The sequence below is a fragment of the Paraburkholderia caffeinilytica genome (assembly GCF_003368325.1).
In the GTDB taxonomy this organism is placed as follows: domain Bacteria; phylum Pseudomonadota; class Gammaproteobacteria; order Burkholderiales; family Burkholderiaceae; genus Paraburkholderia; species Paraburkholderia caffeinilytica.
Map to the genome: position 1 here is coordinate 4420303 of NZ_CP031467.1, position 19246 is coordinate 4439548.

The following is a 19246-nucleotide window of genomic DNA, read 5'->3' on the forward strand; positions in this document are numbered from 1 at the left end:
AATCCGCGGAGGCATTGACCGGCGATTCAAGGGACCACTTGAATCACCAGGCGTAGGTCGCGTTGGCCAGCACGGTTCGCTCGTTGCCGAATACGCAGACCGCGTACGATTGGCAGCCGCTGACGTAGTGACGGTCGAACAGGTTTGCCACGTTCAGCGCGAAACGCCAGTCGCGGGTGCGATAGTGCAGCGCCGCGTCGTACAGCGTATCGCTCGCGATCGTCAGCGAGTTGTCCGGCGCACCCGCCAACGCGCTCTGATAGCGGATCCCCGCGCCGATTCCGAAGCCCGCCAGCGCTCCTGTATGCCATGTCCAGTCGGTCCACAGCGACGCCATCTGGCGCGGGCGCGGAACGTCGACCGGCCAGTTGTTCAGCGACGCGTCGTTCGCTTTCACGTTCTTCACGTCCTGATAGATATACGACGCGATGATCGACAGTTCCCGCGTCACGTTTCCGACCGCGCTGAGTTCGATGCCGCGCGAACGCACCTCGCCCGTCTGCACGAAGGACGTGCCGGTCGGATCGAGATTCGTCGGCGTGGGGGTCACGACGTTCGTCTGATTGATCTGGTAGACGGCCGCGTTCAGCATCAGGTTCTTGCCCGGCGGCTGCCAGCGCAGCCCCGCCTCGATCTGCTTGCCGCGCGTCGGTATGGGCAGGCCGCCGCCGAACATCCTGACGCCGATGACCGGATTGAACGACGTCGAATAGCTGACGTATGGCGACAGTCCATAGTCGCCCTCGTAGGTGAGGCCGATCCGGCCCGAGAACGCGCTGACATCCTGTTTCGTTTGCGTACCGGCCTCGCGGTCGTCTTCGCGCATGTTGACCCAATCCTCGCGGCCACCGAGCGTCAAGGTCCAGCGGTTCCATTTGATCTGGTCCTGCGCGTACAGGCCGAATGTGTTCATCGCCGTGTACAGGTCGGTGTGGCCGAACGATGTCGGACCCGAGAAGATCGCGGTCGTGACCGGCGTGTAGACCGGGTGGTAGAGATCCAGATACGGCGCCTGCGCGAGCCACACGCTGTCGGTTGTGGTCTGCCGGTTGTACTGGAAGCCGAGTAGCAGCGTGTGCTCGAGCGGCCCCGTGCCGAAACGTGCCTCCGCGCTGTTATCGATGTCGAAGCGGCTGTAGTTCAGCTGGAACAAGCCGGCGTCACGCGTGATGTCGGTCGTGCTGCCGGGGGCAAGGCCGACACCGAAGACCGAGGTGTCGTCGAGCGACAGGTGCATCCAGCGCAGATTCTGGCGCAGCGTCCAGATCGAATTCAGCGCGTGAGAAAACTGATAGCCGAGCGAGCCCTGTTTTTTCCGGTAGTTGTTGAACGTCGGGTCCCCCATGTAGATGTCCGGTGACAACGGCCCGTTCGGGTTCGGCAGAACCGTGCCCTGCGCGGGCAGGAAGTTGTATGAAATATCGCTCCGGTCCTGCAGGTAGGTCGCAGTGAGTGTCAGCGACGTGTCGGCGTCCGGCTGCCAGCGGAAGGAGGGCGCCAGCGCGACGCGCTGGTCCGCGTTCGGACCGGTCAGCGCATTGCCGTCGCGTGCGACGCCGACGAAGCGATACGCGTACTTGCCGTCCGCATCGAGCGTGTCGCCGATGTCGACCGTCGTTTCCTTGCGCGCGTAGTTGCCCACCCGCACGCCGATCTCGCGCACGCGCGCGCCGTCGGCCTGCTTCGTCTGCACGTCGACGAGCGCGCCCGGATCGCCGGCTCCGTACAGCACCGATGTCGGCCCACGCAGCACGGTGACGCTGTCGATCATATAAGGATCGACGCGCCAGTTCGCGAGGGTTGTCGTGTTCGGCGCCTGCAATCCGTCAACGAACAACGTGGGCGTAAAACCGCGCAACGCCGCGTACCAGTCGGTACGGCTGTCCGATCCAAACGATGAGAACCCGGGTATGTAGCGCAAAGCCTGGTTGAGGTCGGTCGCGCCGGTCATCTCGATTTGCTGCGCGGTGACAACGTTGACCGTTTGAGGAACCTCGGTGATCGGCGTGTCGGTCTTCGTGCCGGTTGTGGTGCGTTTGCCGACGAGTCCGACTGAGGGCGCGTTCTCCGCGTCTTCCACCGTGATCGCCGGCAGCGTCACGCCGGGCGCCATATCGGCCTCTTCTGCGGTGCCTTTCGCTTGCGTATCGTTCGCTGGGCGCGTCGTCTGCGCGTACGCATGGCCGACAGCCGCTGCGCAAAATATCCCTCTCACGGCGAGCGCGATTGCACTTCGCGCCGTGCCCGTTGACCACACCATCTTGTGTTACTCCATCTTGCCGGCGCCAACAACGCGCCGGCCTCACGTTAAGTTAGCAGCGGCGAGACATCGTCTGTTTCGTGTGGTGCGAGTGCGAGCGCCTCGATGCCCGCGAAATCCAGCGCTTCGACACAAAACCGTATTTCAGCCAGAAATGCCGCGCCTGAAGGGTGAATCCTGATCATGTCTTCGATCCATTGCTCGATGTCGGTCAGGCGTCCGTCCTTCGCAAGAATTGCCAGTTCGCGGCGATCGCTCTCTGGAGGAACGGTAGTGGCCAATCGGTGTTTGCGGCGTGGGCGGAACTGCGCGGAGCCGCTGGAAGAATACGGTACGACGTTCGACGGCGACGCCTGTGCATCGTCAGTCATTGGAATGGCGAGTTCGAAAAAAAATGAGGTGCCACGCTGCGGCGCGCTTGAAAGGCTCAAGTCGCCGCCCATTGTGTTGACAATGCGCTGCGCGATAAAAAGGCCAAGACCCGTGCTGCCGTTCACGGACTGTATCTGGCGAAAAGCCGCAAAGAGTTTCGATTGCTCTTCGATGTCGATACCGATGCCGGTGTCCGCGACTTCAAAACCCATGTGCCAATGATCGTCCTGGCGGCGCGCTCTCACCGTCATCATGACGATGCCGTCGCGGGTGAACTTGGACGCATTGGACAGCAGATTGAGCAGGACCTGTTGCAATCGTCGGCCGTCGATCGTCAGCCGACGAGGCAACGACGTCAGCGCCTGATAGTGGAACTGGTTGTTCAGTTGCGCGCAGAGTGCGATCGCGTAATCGGCAATGTCATCGAGAAGCGCAGGCAGATCGGTGGCGACCGGCACGATATCCAACGGTTGCAGCTCGGCCTTCGCGTACCCGATCAGCTCGTCGATCAGACCGAGTTGATAGTTGACGCTGCGCTCGATTGCATGGATCAGGTTCGCCTCTTTCGAATCCGCCAGATGCAGCAGCAACTTCGCGTAGCTTGAAATCGTTGCAAGCGGCGCACGGAGGTCATGACTGACATAGCCCAGCGTCTCGATCTTTTGCTGGTTTTTCTCTTCGGCATAAAGCAATGCTTCGTTCAGCGCCAATGTGCGCTGCGCGACCTGGTCGCGTAGGCGGTCGCGCTCGGTTCTTTGCCAGTCCGCAAGTTCGACCCTGGCTGCTATTCGCTGTTTGCCGACGTGATTTATCCATGCCGCAAGCACAATGAGATTGGTGGCCAATCCGATGATGGCGACTACCGGATTCGGATGAATGTCGGACTTCAGCCATGCCAGACCGGACGGCAAGGAGCCGAGTGTTTCGAGCATGCGCAATGCAAAGTTGAACAGCGAGAAGACCATGGTGAGCAGCATGATCCGCGCGGTCGGTGTCGACTGACGCGCGAGCCCTGCGGCGACGACCACCGTGACGACACCGAACAGCGCGTTGACATACATGCCGGCTTGCGCGAAAACGAACAGATTGCCGAATGCGGATCCCGCCGCCGCAACGCACTCCAGCAACGCAAAGCCGAACAATACATAGCGGGCGGGCAGGCTCGCCTTTTCGTCGTGTGCGATGCGCAAGATAAAGACGATGAACAGCAGCACGGCAATACATCCGAATACCGTCACACTTCTGGAACTCCACTCCGTGGCGTGCGGCCATAGATAGACTTTTGTATAGCCGCGGTCCGCGGCTTCGAATAGCGCAGTCATGGCGCAAAGAGCTGCGAGGACCAGAAACGAGACGCTGCGGGAAAAATACGCGATAAGCAGCGCGCACCACGCCAATGCCAGCGTTCCGCCAATCAAGCCTGCATCCCAGAGCGCTGCACGTATCTCCAGTGCGTCATAGGCCGCTGCCGAATACAGCCTCGGTTCGAGCGTGAGTGCGGTGTCGCTGGCCACCCGGATGAGGAAAAGAAGCTGTTCGCCGGGCGCGAGCGTGAAATCCACCAGGGGATAGCGGGACGAAGACGACTGGGACGGCAGGTCGGCGGGACCGGTGCCGTCATGTGTCCAGCGGCCGCCACGTCCGATGTAAAAGTCTACGTTCTGCAGACGCGCGTCCGGGAGCGCGAGAACGAGCGGCAGGGCTGTTGAACCACGGCTGCTCACCACCACGCGTAGCCACCATGCCGAGCGGGTGAAACCTGGCTTTAACCTGTCACGCTGCATGGGAAGGAAGCTGCGCGGGTTTCCTGTGGACAGTGCGAGTATGTCGTCCAACCCCATCTTGCCCGAGACGTCTTCGAATACCTGCACCTGGTTCAGGGCGGGAACCCGCTGGCTTTGTTGCCCGGTCGTGTCGAGACCGGCGGCCAATGAGTGAGTTGTCCACCAGCTCAGGCATAAGAACAGCAAGCGGTACCACCTGGCTGTTGTCATGAAGGGGCTACTCTGCATCGACGGTGGGTTCTTCGGTGCCGGCCAGGTCCCGGCAACGCAGTTCCTCACGATAGCTCGAGGGCGTCGTGCCGAATCGCTCGCGAAACGCCGTGGCGAAATTCGCGGCACTGGAAAAACCAATTTCGTCGGCGATGCTGGCGATGCTCAACGGTGTGCTGCTCAACAGCCTTTGCGCAATCCGCAAGCGTTCGTCGCGGAGATACTCGAATACCGTCCGGCCGAGGTTGTCCCGAAACGCGCGCGACAGTCGTTTTTCATTGGTCCCCACGAGGCGGGCGAGTTGTTCGACCGAAGGCGGATTATTCAGGCTTTGTGACAAATGCCGAATGGCCGCGCGAACGATGACGCTGTCGCCCGTGAAGTCTGACGCGGACACCTTTTCTTCGGCAGGCCGATTGCCGCTTGCCCGGGCGAGGTGAACGCGAATCCGTGCAAGTACTTCGGCCGGCTCGAATGGCTTGAGCACGTAGTCGACGCCACCGATTTCCAAACCGTTGAGGCGCTCGTGGAGTTCACCGGCTACGGTAAGAAATATGACGGGAATCGCCGAGGTGCGCGGGTCCGCGGCCAGAAGCCGGCAGGCAGCGAATCCATCCATTCGCGGCATCCGCACGTCCATCAGGATCAGGTCGGGCGAAATCGCCAGTGCGCGCTGATACGCCTGCGAGCCGTCGAACCCGACGCTAATCCGGTATCCCGCGTTGCGCAATACGTCAATTAGCAATCGAAGCTGGTCTGGCTGGTCGTCTACCACAAGAAGATGGGCATCCGTGAGGGCGGTATTTCGGAGCGGCATCGTGTAGGCGAAAAGAGCTGACAGGTAACGTTCTTGGGAGCTAACGGCGGCTGATTACGCGCAACCTGGGAGTTGCACCGTATTGATCGCTCGCCAGCATAAAGCCGCGAAGGCTATCTAATTGTTAATTAAATTTAAATCCAGCGGTTTCCACACGGATAGCAAAAGAATTTTCTCCCGGGCAAAGCATTTCGCCCCCCGGGCAAAACAATTATGCAGTAGCGCTGCCCATAATTCCTCGCGTCCTTACAAAAAATTTCTATTCAATGAATCTGTAGCCGTGGGCGGCAGGGGCTTTAAGTGCGGCGGTCGACGCCTCGCGACGGGAAAACGCTGCCGAACGGCACATCGTGAAAAACCAGACGGCACGGACTCAGATAGAGCGTGACGGAGACCAGATATGAATTCCTTATGAATTATTGATGAATTCTTTTATTGACCACAATATAAGTGAGAGCGGAAAGCAATGAACAAGAGTCGATATAGGTTGGTTTGGAATCGTCGAATTGGTGCGCTGGTGGCAGCGGCCGAGACGCAGCGCGGCGTGCAGGGCGAAGTAGGGCAGGCGGAAATGAGCCATGGCGGCAGTCCCCTGAGGTCGACGGTTGCACTCGCTGTACTCACGGCGCTCACGTTCTCGGCTGGATATGCCCATGCAGATAACCTGGCAGTTGGCGGCGAGGTCGGCGGGACGACTGCAACGATTGGGGGGGCTACGGCTCCGTCCGCGAGTACCGGCGGGACCAATCCCGCTGTAGCCGGTGACGCGAGCAATACGAGTCAGAACACAGCGGTCGGGATCAATGTCACCGCTAATGGTGGAGCCGCAACCGCTCTGGGTGATACGGTAACGGCAAGCGGCCAGAATGCCACGGCGGTTGGCGCAAATTCGGTCGCAACCGGCACCAATGCGGTTGCGTTCGGCGGTGCGTCGAATGCGAGCGGCGCGCAGACGACGGCGATCGGTGCGCAATCGACGGCCAGTGCGTCATTTGCTACCGCGCTGGGAACTGCCAGTACTGCTTCGGGAGCCGGTGCGACCGCACTGGGTTTCCAGGCAAGGGCCACGAACACGGATTCGATTGCGATAGGCGAGGACGCATTGTCATCTGCGGTAAGCGCGATCGCCTTGGGCGGGAAGAGCAGTGCAACGGCGGCTGGATCGGTCGCACTTGGTATTCAGGCGACGGCCAGTGGAACCAACACCATGGCAATCGGTACGGGGAGTTCCGCGGCTGGCTTTGGTGCGATTGCCGAAGGCGCGGGGGCAGTCGCCAACGGCGGAGTCGGGAGTGTCGCAATTGCGATCGGACAAAACGCGATTGCAACGTCATCGGGTACCCCTGCCTCGCCCGTTGCAATCGGCGCGGGAGCGCAGGCGGTTAACGGAGAAGCCGTCGCCATCGGAAACGGTGCTTTTGCGCAAGGTAACGGCTCCATTTCCATGGGCGTGAGCGCCAATGCGGCAGTGGCGGGTACGGTTGCACTGGGCGGTCTCGCGCAAGCAACAGGGGCAAATTCCATTGCGATTGGTAACGCGGCTGTGGCGTCGACTAACGAATCGACAGCGCTGGGTTCCGGCGCCGTCACACGCGCGGCAACGAACGTGAGCAGCGTCACGTTGAACGGCGTGACGTTTGGCGGCTTCGCAGGCGCGACGCCGACCGGCGTCGTGAGTATCGGCGCGGTCGGTCAGGAACACCAGTTGCAAAACGTAGCCGCGGGGCAGATCAGCGCAACGAGCACGGATGCGGTGAACGGCTCGCAACTCTTCTCGATTGCTTCGCAGGTCTCGGCTCTGTCCAGCACGGTCGCTACGGTTACCGCGACCGTCAACACGATTTCGACAAGCGGCTCGAACGGCACGGTTGCTGATCCAACAGATACGGCAGTTGGCAGAAATTCGCTCGTGTCCGTTTCCAACGGAACTGCGGTCGGTAACGGCTCGAACGTTTCAGGCCAGGACGGTACCGCAATCGGCACCAACACAACTGTCACGGCTGCGCGCGCAACCGCCATTGGCACGAATTCCAAAGTCACGGCCACGAACGGAACCGCAGTCGGTGATGGTTCTAACGTCACTGGCACGAACGGAACGGCGATCGGCACGAATTCCCAGGTCACCGCGAATAATGCGGTTGCCTTGGGTGCAAATTCAGTTGCGGACCGGGACAACACGGTTTCGGTCGGTGCGCCGGGTGCTGAGCGTCAGATTACCAACGTGGCGGACGGCACGGCTCCGACTGATGCAGTCAATGTGCGGCAGTTGAATGGCGCAATCAACAGCGTTCGCGACGACATGCAGAAATATCGCCGCGACGCGAGTGCCGGCTCGGCGTCCGCAATCGCCATGGCGAATTTGCCGCAAGCTGTGCTGCCGGGTGAGAAGGTTGTAGCGCTCGCTGCCGGCAACTACGGCGGACAGTCCGCGATGGCTGTGGGTTTGTCGGTCGCGACGCAAAAGTGGATGGTGAAAGGCTCGCTCACCACGGGCGTTTCCGGTCACGGTTCCGTGGGGGCAGGCGCGGGCGTTGGCTATCGCTGGTAAGTCATTTGTCTGTATCCCGCTGCCGTCGCACTTGTGTTGCGGCAGCGGGGAATTTTGCACTACCTTGCGCGACGGGACGTTGCGGTCGAATGTGTCGTCCCGCTCATGGCATTGGCAATATCCGTTTCGGAACCCGTACGGACTGGGGACACGGGGACTACAGGATCGCACGGTCTCTCACGTTCTGGCTTGACCCCCGGTCGTTGACGGAGCCAGAACGTTTGGCGTCGTGTTCGGAATTCACGACGCCTTTTTTTGTTCGCGGGGTCCCCGTCGATGGTCTTGCCAAAACGAGTTTCTGCGCAACCGCCGCACCGTGTGGCTATTCCCTTATGTCGTAGCCCGGAAAAGCTGTATTTCGAAGATCCCATATTGAATCGATGGGACTCCGATTGAAGTCAAATTAGTGACAGACACTGTTGCATGCATTCCCACGGATTGCGTAACGCGCAAATAGAACGCCTCAGCCCGATCTCGCTCGCGCGAGCGCGACCGCGGTCTTTGTTGCATCCACGGGCGAGATTTCACTCGAGAACGTCGCTTGTCAGGTTTAATCGAAGCGTCAGACCGGCGGGTAACGTTTAGCCGTGATCGACCGCGCCTGACGTCTCTGATTTTCCCGATTTCCGCGAAAGAGATTCCCCATTCGGCTCTTTGTCTCCACGGTTGACGAATATACACTCGGCTCGAAGTTACACGAGAACAACGCCGGAGACACACCATGCCACAAGCAACCCACTGCTTCGCCATTCCCGTACCTCGATGAAGCGTACTCAGTGGGCGCGTTCAGCAACCGCCCGGGTCGAGTTGTCGCTAGCGCTTGCAACGCGAAAGCGCGCAGTGTTTCCCGACGACTGACTTGCCCTCCACGCTCTTCGCGAGGATCTGGATGTATGAAGTGGACACTACGCGCATACGTCATAGCCAGATTTCGAGGCATGAGTTTCGTATGGCTAACGAATAAATGATCAGTCTCCAAAGCGGCCGAAAAATCAGGCGCTACCGATAGCAGAAAATGCCAGCATTCGTTTTTCACCGAATAGGTGATTAGTACAGTTGTACTACAAATATATAGGAGATGGGATGAGAAAGGTTATGTTTGGGCTGCTCGCAATGACAGCAACGGCATCTGCAAGTGCGCAAAGCAGTGTCACGTTGTATGGCATCGTAGACAACGGCCTCCAATACGAAACTGGTATGCCGAAGGGACACGTGTTTGGCGCGCAAAGCGGAGGATGGGCCCAGTCGCGATTTGGCCTTAAAGGTGCCGAAGATATCGGAGGCGGCACACAGGCCATTTTTCACCTTGAATCTCGCCTCAACACACAAAACGGCAGCCTGGCCAACGGCAGTTTCTTCGAGGGGCAGGCGACCGTCGGTTTGAAAAACGACAAGTGGGGCCAACTGAAATTCGGCAATATGGGTTCGGCGGAAATCAGCCAGTATTCGGGCGATGTCGACCCGCAGCAGACCAAGAAGTATGCGATCGGTACGCTGGTGCGTGGTCGGATTTTTTCGCAGGCAGGTAACGGCGTCGAGTATCTGTCGCCGACGCTCGGGGGATTTACGCTGCAGGGGCAATACGATCTGACGAACTCGACGAAGTGGAACTCCGGGAATCCGGGAAGTGCGCCGGGTCAGTTAGGCACGTCGAGCGGTCTGGGCAGTGCTCAGGGGCGAACGGACGGCATCAAGCTGTCGTACCAGACTGGCGGCCTTTTCTGGCAGGCGACCTATGACGAGGTCCGCGACCCCAACGGCCAGTTCAGCAACGTGTACCTGGCCTCGCGCTCCATCCTCACAGGCGCGACCTACGAGTTTGGCCCCGTGGTTGCGTATATTGGCTATCAGCACCTCAGCGCACCCAACGCGTCCAATGCCGGATACTTTGGCACGGCCACGCCAACAACGCTGCCGTCGGGCACATCGCTGCCAACAGCAGTCAATCACGAATGGATTGGCGCCATCTGGCAGACCACGCCGGCGCTTTCCCTCACTGGCGCGGTGTATCACGCAAACGCCAATCACGGCAACGGTAACGCGACGCTATACACGCTTGGCACCAACTATTCGCTATCGAAGCGGACGCTGCTCTATACGGAGCTGGGTTACGTTCGGAATAGCTCGACGTCCAATCTTGGGCTCGACAGCGGACTGTATGGCGCGAACAGTAACAACGACCCGGTGAGCAGCGCCGCGTCTAGCACAAACCCGAACTATGGCAAGAGCCAGTTTGGCGTCATCGCGGGTATCGCCCACCAGTTCTAGACGGCGTGGAAGGGTTTGGGAGAAGGGCTCCGGCTTGGCTCGCGCCGACTTGTCGCGGGGCTGTCATGTCGGGTCTGCCTGACGGAGAACGATTTCCGTCAGGCGGTTTGTTTCCGCCGCCAGCGCACTGCCGGCGCCGACATCGTTGTCAACGAAACCGGCTCGCTATGTGCTCAGGAATATTCTCTGGCGTCACGACAACGACCGATGAGGATGGCGATACAGCCGACGCAGGCAGCAGTTTGTGGAAATGCATGATGTGCTGGCACGCAGAGCGCATGTCCTGACGCAAGTCGTGATGGAGAATCGCCTGTACCTTACCTTCGCGCAGAAGACGTACGTTGTCGCGATCCAGGTCGTGGCCGATAAAGCAAACGGGTGATTGCTGTTGCGCTTCGAGCGCTCGAAGAATGGCGACATTTCCGCCTCCCATCGAGTAGACCGCGGCGATGTTGACATGTGTCGCGAGAACCTTTTGGACCTGCGCCTCAGTTTGCGTGTCGAGACCGTGGCCGCCACTGGCGTCGACCAACGTAAGCTGCGGATATCGGATCCTCAAGGCTCGCCGAAAGCTTATTTCGCGTTCCTCCTCACCCCTGAACCGTTCATCGCTCATCGTGATCAGAATGTTGCCAGGCTGTGGGCTTAACCATTGCGCGAGAAGATAGGCGGCGGTGGCGCCGGCGACCCGATTATCCAGCCCTGCATATGCGATGCGTCCGGACAGCGGGATATCGGTGAAGATTGTGGCGACGGGGATACCGCGACGCTGCAATTCGCCAATTGCTTCGGCAATCTCGGGAACATCGCGTGCTTTGAGGAAAATCCCATGGCTTCCTCGACGTCCAATCGAGTGAAGAGCCTCGACGACCTCAGCCGTTGTCATCGTTTCCCGCATCAGAAAACGCGGCCGAAAGACGACCGGGTGCATTCCCGGCAATTCTGCTTCGAGTGCGTCCTTGATCTCATCGGCAAAGCGTGCGGGAGCTTCCACGACCACGTCGATCATGAGCTTTCTCCCGGTGGTGGCCAATTGCAGCTCCTGCTTCTCGAGCTCCTTGATTGCCTGCTCGATGCGCTTGCGCGTATGTTCGCGAACGTGTGCGCGTCCATTGAGCACACGGTCGACTGTGGCTACCCCGACCCCGGCCTGTAGAGCTATCTCCTTGATAAGAAAGCGGTGGGCCATCGCGAATTCCTTAAATTTGATGCGTTTTTGATGTATTAATGATACCTCGTCGGCACTCCATGGCGCTATGCTTGATGTACAGAGGGAGAGAGACATGGGCCGCAGCCAGGATCGCATCGAAAAACGGGGGCGGGATTGGTACCGCGAGCGCGATTGCGCTTTAGATGAATTCGCCGATCTTTTGCAGAGCGATGACAGCCACCCGACGCGCTATGCGGCGGAAATCATGCAGCGGATTCCCGTTTACGACTGTCAGCAACTCAATGGCATTACAGGCGACGCATCCCGGAGAGCGCAGTTGCAAGCGGAATGGGCTCACGTCTTTCGCGATGGCGCGGGGGTGCTGGTGCTACGGCGGGCATTCGCCGATCTGGGACCCGTGGATGAAGCTACGACTGTCTTCGAATCCATTATCCGCAGTGAGCGGGAGCAAGGCCAGCGTGTCGCGGACCATTTCGCCAAGGCGGGCGCGAATGACCGGATCTGGAATGCCCAGGAGAAGCTCTGCCTCCGGGCGCCCGAAGTATTCGCGGAATACTTTTCGAATCCGATGCTGAGGATCGTGTCGGAGGCATGGCTTGGACCGTGCTATCAGATGACGTCGCAGGTCAATGTGGTTCGCCCTGGAGGTGCTGCTCAACAGGCCCATCGCGATTACCACCTCGGTTTCCAGACGGCTGAAAAGGCCGAACGCTATCCCGCGCACGTGCATCAGATGTCGCCCTTCCTCACCCTCCAGGGCGCGGTGGCGCATAGCGACATGCCGGCCGAAAGCGGTCCCACGAAGCTCCTGCCGTATTCGCAGCGATATGCCGAAGGATATCTGGCATGGCGCCGAGCCGATTTCCGGGAATATTTCGAGTCGCATTTCGTACAGCTGCCGCTCGCGAAGGGCGATGCGGTGTTTTTCAATCCCGCGTTGTTCCATGCGGCCGGCGCAAATCGCACTGCAGACGTTCAACGCATGGCGAATCTCCTGCAGGTCTCGTCGGCTTATGGCCGGGCGATGGAGGTGCTCGACCGCAGGAGAATGTGCGAGGCAGTTTATCCGGTATTGCGCGAGCGCCGCGCGTTAGGGTGCATGAGTGGTTCGGAAGCCGCCGCGGCAATCGCTTCCTGCGCTGAGGGATACCCGTTCCCTACGGACCTCGACCGCGATCCGCCGGTCGGCGGGTTGGCGCCGGAAAGCCAGCAGGACCTCATGCAGCGCGCCCTTGACGAGGACTGGGATCCCACCAGATTCACGCTCGCCCTGAACGATCACGCCGCGCGACAACGCTTCGCCTGAATTCCCGCCGGACCTCGGCTCGCAAGCATCGGAATTGATGTTTTTTTGATGGTTTTTTGCCCTTCAGCGATAGAAATACTGCCGTAGTATTGCCCGCTCATGGCGAACAGGCGATTCGCGCGAGATTCTCGAAGTTCGCGCGCCCAGACGCTCTGTCGCGCGACGGTACTTTAGGAAACGTGGAGTAGTGCAAGAAGATGGACCAGTTCAAGGAACTACAGCTCTTCGTCGAAGTTGCCGAGACCGGCAGTATCAGCCGGGCTGCGGAGGCTGTGGATCTTTCCATCTCGGCGGCAAGCCGCTATCTGATCTCGCTGGAGACTCGGCTTGCCGTCCAACTCGTGCGCAGGACGACGCGCAATCTCTGTCTCACACAGGCCGGGGAGGAGTTCCACCGGCGCTGCAAGTCCATCCTGGCAGACCTCGGCGAAGCCGAGTCGGTCATCAAGGATGCGACGGTTCGACCGAGCGGCGTACTTCGTGTCACAGCATCGCTTTCGTTCTGCATGCTGCACATCGCACCTATGCTTCCGGGGTTTACCGCGCGTTATCCGGATATCACGGTAGATGTTGTGGCCGCCAACCGTTACCACGACATCATCGAAAATGGTATCGATGTCGCGATCCGCACCAAGGTTCTCGAGGCGGACAGCAACATAACGGTCAGGCGGCTCGCCGCAACCCGGCGAATACTGTCCGCATCTCCTTCGTATCTCGAAGCACAGGGTTTGCCACGCTTCCCGGCAGAGTTGGTGAAGCACAAGGTATTGAATTACGCACTCGCCGACAATCCGCGTGAGCTCGCATTCTGTCGTACAGGTGAATCGGTTCTCGTCAAGGTCAAGCCTCTTCTTGAATCCAACGACGGCCAGATACTTCGGGTCGCCGCGCTCGACGGCATGGGCATTCTCGTGCAGCCCAAGTACATCGTGTACGACGATCTCAAGGCCGGCCGCCTGGTTCCAGTGCTGGACGACTGGGACTTGCCACGACTGACAATCAACGTTGCTTTCCAGACGCGGGCACATATGCCCGTGAAGGTCCGGTTGTTTATCGATGCACTCGTCGAGCGGTTTCGGCAGAACGAATACGAGCGCCACTGGACCGCGTGACGGCCATGCGCGTAGAGCAATCCTGTCTGCTCTTTCCTACTTTCCCAGTCTGCGCGAAAGAGATTCCCTTTTCAGCTCTGTTTTGCCGGCTTCGGGGAATATAGACTCGTCTCAAAGCTGTACGAGAATATTGAAGGAGACACGCCATGCAACATGCAGCACCCTCGGTTTCGCCATCCTCGTCACCGTATTTCGATGAAGCGCGCTCGGCGGATGTCGTCAACGCTCGCATGGATCAGAATGCCGACGAGCGACTGCGGCAGGTCATGACGATTCTGGTCAGGCATCTGCATGCGGCGGTGAAAGAGATCGAGCCGACGCACGAGGAGTGGTTCGCCGCGATTCGCTTTCTGACTGAAACCGGGCAGATGTGCACTGACTGGCGACAGGAGTACATCTTGCTGTCGGACATCCTCGGTGTCTCGATGCTCGTTGACGCCATCAACCATCGCCGGCCGAGCGGGGCGACACCCAATACGATTCTCGGCCCGTTCTACGTTGCGAATTCGCCCGAGTACGAGAACGGCGCGAACATCTGCCTGGACGGAAAGGGTGAGCCTCTGGTCGTTGCAGGATGTGTGACGGACATCGAGGGCACACCTGTCCCGAACGCGAAGCTGGAGGTCTGGCAGACCAATGACGACGGTTTCTACGACGTCCAGCAAAAGGGGATTCAACCAGAATCGAATCTGCGCGGCGCATTTACCTCGGACGCAGAGGGCCGGTACTGGTTCAAGTCCGTCAAGCCGCGCCACTATCCGATTCCGTCGGACGGGCCGGTCGGAAAACTCCTTGGTGCCATGGGCCGTCACCCGAATCGTGCGGCACATCTGCATTTCATCGTGACCGCGCCGGGCTACGACCCCGTCATTACTCACATCTTCACGCCTGATTGCCCGTACCTCCCCGAGGACGCGGTGTTCGGCGTCAAGCGTGAGCTGATTGCCGAATTCAACAAGATCGACGACCCGGAGGCAGCCAGGCGCGTTGGGTTCTCATCACCGTTTTGGTCAGTGTCGTGGGACTTCACTCTCGCGACGTCCACTAAGCCCACGCGGCAAATTCCGTAATCGTTCGACACGCGGGAGCGCGTGCCATCGACGAAGTGATGAAACTGATTGAGCTAATTGAGCTAATCGAGCTAATTGAGAGAACAAACAGGATCACTGTATATGAGCGCGAAGAACATTGAACTGCTGGCTGCGTACTGGACCCTTGCCGGCGACGTCTATCCGTGTGGACCGGTCGAAATCAGTCCATTCCCGCTGCGAGACCGTTGCGAAGCGGCGTTGCGTGCCGGCTGGAGCGGCGTCGGCCTCATCCTCGATGACCTCGAATACAGCATCGGGAAATATGGGCTCTCCGGCGTCAAGAATATTCTGGACGACACGGGCATGAAGAACTTCGAGCTCGAAATTCTCATGGACTGGTATCTCGATGGCGAGGTGCGCGCCAAATCGGACAGCTTCCGTCGCCGTGTCATCGAACTGGGCGGCGAACTTGGCATGCGAAATCTGAAAATCGGCGCGAACCCCTTCGACGAAAGCCCTGCCAACTTCGCGCGCATGACCGACGAATTCGCGAAACTTTGCGACGACGTGGCGACGGTCGGCGCGACGGTCGCAATCGAATTTATGCCTTTTTCTCCCATCCGGAACATCGGAGAAGCGCTGAAGATTGCCGAAGGCGCCGACCGGCCCAATGGTGGCCTGATGGTTGACCACTGGCACGTAGCACGCGGTGGCAGCCCCTATAGCGAGGTCGCGCGAATCCCGGCGCGCTTCATCAAGGGAGTGGAGCTGGATGACGTAGGCGCGCAGGTCAGAGGAACGCTGTTTGAGGATTCGAGCTTTAACCGGCAGCTGTGCGGCGAAGGGGCGGGCGACTGTCCCGCCTTTATCGATGCCCTGCAACAAGCAGGCTGCACGCTTCCTTACTACGGCGTGGAACTCATTTCCGAGTCGCACCGGAAGTTGCCGCTCGACGAGATGGCAAAGCGCGCCTACGACACAACCATCGCACAGTTCACGCCAAAGAGCGCGGCTTCGGCCTGAGGCTTTCGACCTTAAACCACAAAGTACTTCTGGAGACTTACATGATTCGTATCGCTGTACTCGGCGCTGGCCGGATTGGTCGTATTCACGCGGGCAACGTTGCCGCGAGCCCGAACGCGAAGCTGGTTGTCGTCGCAGATCCGTTCGAGAAGGCTGCCACCTCGCTCGCCGAACGGCTGGGCTGCGACGCGTCGACGGATGCCTCGGCTGTCCTCGATCGCGATGACATCGATGCCGTGGTCATCGGCACGCCGACAGACACTCACATCACATTCATGTTGCAAGCCGTGGCGCGAGGCAAGGCTGTGTTGTGCGAAAAGCCCATCGACCTCGACATGGAGAAATCAATCGCGGCGGCCAGGGAAGTGGAGCGCCTCAACGGCCGTGTCATGCTCGCGTTCAACCGCCGCTTCGACCCGACGTCCCAGGCATTCCGCAAGGCGATCGATGCGGGCGATGTCGGTGAAGTGCGCCAGGTGGTCATCTCCAGTCGCGATCCGGGCATGCCGCCGCGCGATTACGTCGAGCACTCCGGCGGGATCTTTCGCGACATGGTGATTCACGATCTGGATATGGCCCGCTGGCTGCTGGGAGAAGAGCCCGTCGAAGTCATGGCGATGGCGAGCCGGCTTGTCGACCCGTCGCTGGAAGAACTCACCGATTTCGACACGGTCATGGTTCAGCTTCGCACTGCGTCGGGCAAGCAATGCCATATCAACTGCTGCCGCGAGGCTGTGTACGGCTACGACCAGCGCATGGAGGTGTCCGGCTCCAAGGGCATGCTCCTGCAGGAGAACCTTCGGCCTTCGACGATCCGTCGCTGGACGAAGGAGGCAACCGATGTCCGCGAACCCCTTCTCAACTTCTTCCTCGAGCGTTACGAAGCGGCCTACAAGGCTGAGCTCGAAGCGTTCGTCGAGGCATTGCGCACGAACGCACCGCTGCCGACATCGGTGCAGGACGGCCTCAAGGCATTGCATCTGGCCGACTGCGCATTCGAGTCCGCGCTGTCGGGGAAATCGGTCAAGGTGTAACGGGTAACCAGGAGGAGACAAGACATGACGCGAAAGATTGGTGCCAACGAAACGGTTGGCGTGGCGTGCCTCGGCATTACTCACCCGCATACATCCGGTCGGGTCAAGGCAATCCAGCGGCGCTCCGACGCAAAGATGCTCGGTGCGTGGGACACCAGTCCGCTGCTGGAGCCGTTCGTGAATGCACTCGGCCTCGAAGCGCGCACGAAAGAGGACATTCTCGCCGACGACAACGTGCACGTCGTGCTCGTGCACTCGAAGAGCGAGAAGATGGCCGACCTGACCATCGAAGCACTTGAAGCCGGCAAGTCCGTGCTGTGCGAAAAGCCCGCGGGCCGCAGTTCCGCAGACGCCAAACGCATCGTCGAAGCGGTCGAGCGTACCGGCGGCCTCGTGCAGGTCGGCTACTGCTGGCGTTTCGCTCCGTCGGTTGACGCCATGCAGGCGGCGCTGAAGAGCGGCCGCCTCGGGAAGGTGGTCCAGGTGCGTGCGCACGGCGGTTGCTCGCATGACGAGGCGGGAACGGCTCACATGACCCAGCCGGGCGACATTGGCGGCGCTGTCTTTGTCATCGGCTGTCATCTCGTCGACCGCATTCTTCTGCATTTCGGCCTGCCGCGATCCATCAATGCCCGTATCACGAAGTTCCCGAACTTCCACGGCGACGAGTCTCGCGAGGATGCCGCGGGCGCCGTGCTGAACTACGAAGACAAGATCGTCGTCATCGACTTCATGTCGTGGGACGTGCTGCCCTGGACGGAAAGCTGGGATATCACGGCGTATGGCACCGAAGGCATCATGTCTTCCCGTTCGCTGCCGTCGAGTTACAAGATCTACGACGCGGGCAAGGGCGCCTATCCGGAAGGATGGACCGAATGGCAGGAAACGAGCTTCCCCGAAATCTGGGCCACGAAGAAAACCGAATATTCGCCCGACATTGCAGAAATCGGGAACCCGGTCTACTTCGACCGCGAATCGAATGCATTCTTCGACGCGCTTCGCAACGGCACGCCCTCGGTCGTTCCCGCCACCCAGGCGTACAACATCAGCCGCGTCATCGAGGCGATGTTCGCTTCGTCGAAGCAGGCGGGTGCAGAGATCTTTATCGAGTAGCAAGGTGAGCGGCCGGCCTCGTTTCGGGGCTAGCCATTAAGAACTGACTAAGGAAAGTCAGAAGTAAATTATGCAATCCTTATTAGGAGACAAACGATGAACATCGTCAAGAACGTCGCGGCGGCCGTGGCTGCCTCGATTGCACTGTCAGCGATTTCCGTATCCGCTTACGCGCAGGACAAGGGAGTCATTGGGATTTCCCTGCCGGACAAGACGGAATCGCGCTGGATCACCGATGGCAAAAGCATGGTCGACGCGCTGAAGGCGAAGGGCTATTCCGCCGATCTCCAGTACGCCAACTATGACGTGCCGACTCAGGTCAACCAGGTCGAGAACATGCTGGCCAAGGGTGTCAAGGCGCTCGTGATTGCGCCGATCGACGGGAAGACCTTTTCCGACGCTCTGGCACTGGCGCAGAAGAATCATATCAAGGTCATCTCGTACGATCGCCTGATCAGCCAGACAAAAGACGTCGACTACTACGCCACGTTCGACAACTACGGCGTGGGTGTCCTGCAGGGCCAGAGCATCGTTGCCGCCTGGCAGAAGAAGGGCAGCAAGACCCCTTTCAACATTGAGGTCTTCGGCGGCTCGTCGGACGACAACAACGCGCATATGGTCTACGCCGGCGGGATGTCGGTACTCAAGCCGTATATCGACAGCGGGAAGTTCGTGGTTCGCAGCAAGCAGGTGCCGTTCGATAAAGTCGCCACCCGCAACTGGGATGGCGCCACAGCCCAGTCCCGCATGGACAATCTGCTGAGCGCCTTCTACGGCAACAACCGGCTCGATGCCGTGTGGACGCCGAACGACGCCATTGCAATCGGTGTGATTTCTTCGCTCAAGGGTGTCGGCTACGGTTCGGCGCAACAGCCGATGCCGATTGTCACGGGCCAGGATGCGGATCTGCAGAACGTCAAGGGAATCATACGCGGCGACCAGACGACGACCGTGTTCAAGGATACGCGCAAGCTGGCCAGCATCACGGCCGATATCGTGGACGACGCGCTGACCGGAAAGACCGTGCCGGTGAACGACACGAAGAGTTACAACAACGGCGCGAAGATCGTCCCGACCTATCTCGTGAAGCCCATCCTCGTCGACAAGGACAACTGGCAGCCGGAACTCGTCACTAGCGGGTATTACACGCAGGCGCAGTTGAAGTAGTAACGAAGTTCCAGCCTTCGTGGGCGCCGG

13 protein-coding genes are annotated in these 19246 nt (G+C 59.7%); 9 read left to right on the forward strand and 4 right to left on the reverse strand.

The annotated features are described in order from the left end of the window. Positions 1-43: 43 nt before the first annotated feature. The 3 genes from DSC91_RS36010 to DSC91_RS36020 are packed head-to-tail and all read right to left on the reverse strand — an operon-like array spanning position 44 to position 5443. Positions 44-2260, reverse strand: a complete 2217-nt coding sequence (locus DSC91_RS36010) for a TonB-dependent siderophore receptor (protein WP_115783207.1) — start codon at positions 2258-2260, stop codon at positions 44-46. A 47-nt stretch (positions 2261-2307) separates the two neighbouring features. Next, positions 2308-4626: a sensor histidine kinase gene (locus tag DSC91_RS36015; protein ID WP_229758333.1), complete on the reverse strand. Its 2319-nt coding sequence runs from the start codon at positions 4624-4626 to the stop codon at positions 2308-2310. A gap of 7 nt (positions 4627-4633) precedes the next feature. Next, a complete protein-coding gene (locus DSC91_RS36020; protein WP_115783209.1) occupies positions 4634-5443 on the reverse strand; it encodes a response regulator transcription factor in 810 nt (269 codons plus the stop codon). Positions 5444-5909: 466 nt separating this feature from the next. On the opposite strand from DSC91_RS36020, the gene DSC91_RS36025 reads away from it, so the two are divergent. After that, positions 5910-7991: a YadA family autotransporter adhesin gene (locus tag DSC91_RS36025; RefSeq protein ID WP_115783210.1), complete on the forward strand. Its 2082-nt coding sequence runs from the start codon at positions 5910-5912 to the stop codon at positions 7989-7991. A 1083-nt stretch (positions 7992-9074) separates the two neighbouring features. Further along, on the forward strand, positions 9075-10259 hold the full coding sequence (locus DSC91_RS36030; RefSeq protein WP_115783211.1) for a porin: 1185 nt from the start codon (positions 9075-9077) through the stop codon (positions 10257-10259). A gap of 148 nt (positions 10260-10407) precedes the next feature. On the opposite strand, the gene DSC91_RS36035 is transcribed toward DSC91_RS36030, so the two are convergent. Then, positions 10408-11448, reverse strand: coding sequence for a LacI family DNA-binding transcriptional regulator (locus tag DSC91_RS36035; protein ID WP_115783212.1), 1041 nt, complete (start codon positions 11446-11448; stop codon positions 10408-10410). Between the two features lie 94 nt (positions 11449-11542). Here DSC91_RS36035 and DSC91_RS36040 point away from each other — a divergent pair, with 94 nt between their 5' ends. The 7 genes from DSC91_RS36040 (at position 11543) to chvE (ending at position 19216) form a co-directional block, all read left to right on the forward strand. Then, positions 11543-12736 (forward strand): phytanoyl-CoA dioxygenase family protein, encoded by a 1194-nt coding sequence (locus DSC91_RS36040; RefSeq protein WP_115783213.1) that lies wholly within the window; start codon positions 11543-11545, stop codon positions 12734-12736. A 197-nt stretch (positions 12737-12933) separates the two neighbouring features. Beyond that, on the forward strand, positions 12934-13848 hold the full coding sequence (locus DSC91_RS36045) for a LysR family transcriptional regulator (RefSeq protein ID WP_115783214.1): 915 nt from the start codon (positions 12934-12936) through the stop codon (positions 13846-13848). A gap of 230 nt (positions 13849-14078) precedes the next feature. Beyond that, entirely contained in the window at positions 14079-14918 is an 840-nt protein-coding gene (locus tag DSC91_RS36050) for an intradiol ring-cleavage dioxygenase (protein ID WP_229758334.1), read from the forward strand. 102 nt (positions 14919-15020) lie between these two features. Further along, the gene (locus DSC91_RS36055; protein ID WP_115783216.1) at positions 15021-15902 is read left to right on the forward strand and encodes a sugar phosphate isomerase/epimerase family protein; all 882 of its coding nucleotides are present in this window, start codon (positions 15021-15023) and stop codon (positions 15900-15902) included. A gap of 41 nt (positions 15903-15943) precedes the next feature. Continuing rightward, the gene (gene iolG / locus DSC91_RS36060) at positions 15944-16936 is read left to right on the forward strand and encodes an inositol 2-dehydrogenase (protein WP_115783217.1); all 993 of its coding nucleotides are present in this window, start codon (positions 15944-15946) and stop codon (positions 16934-16936) included. Positions 16937-16960: 24 nt separating this feature from the next. Next, entirely contained in the window at positions 16961-18049 is a 1089-nt protein-coding gene (locus tag DSC91_RS36065; RefSeq protein ID WP_115783218.1) for a Gfo/Idh/MocA family protein, read from the forward strand. 96 nt (positions 18050-18145) lie between these two features. Then, a complete protein-coding gene (gene chvE, locus DSC91_RS36070; protein WP_115783219.1) occupies positions 18146-19216 on the forward strand; it encodes a multiple monosaccharide ABC transporter substrate-binding protein in 1071 nt (356 codons plus the stop codon). Positions 19217-19246: the final 30 nt, after the last annotated feature.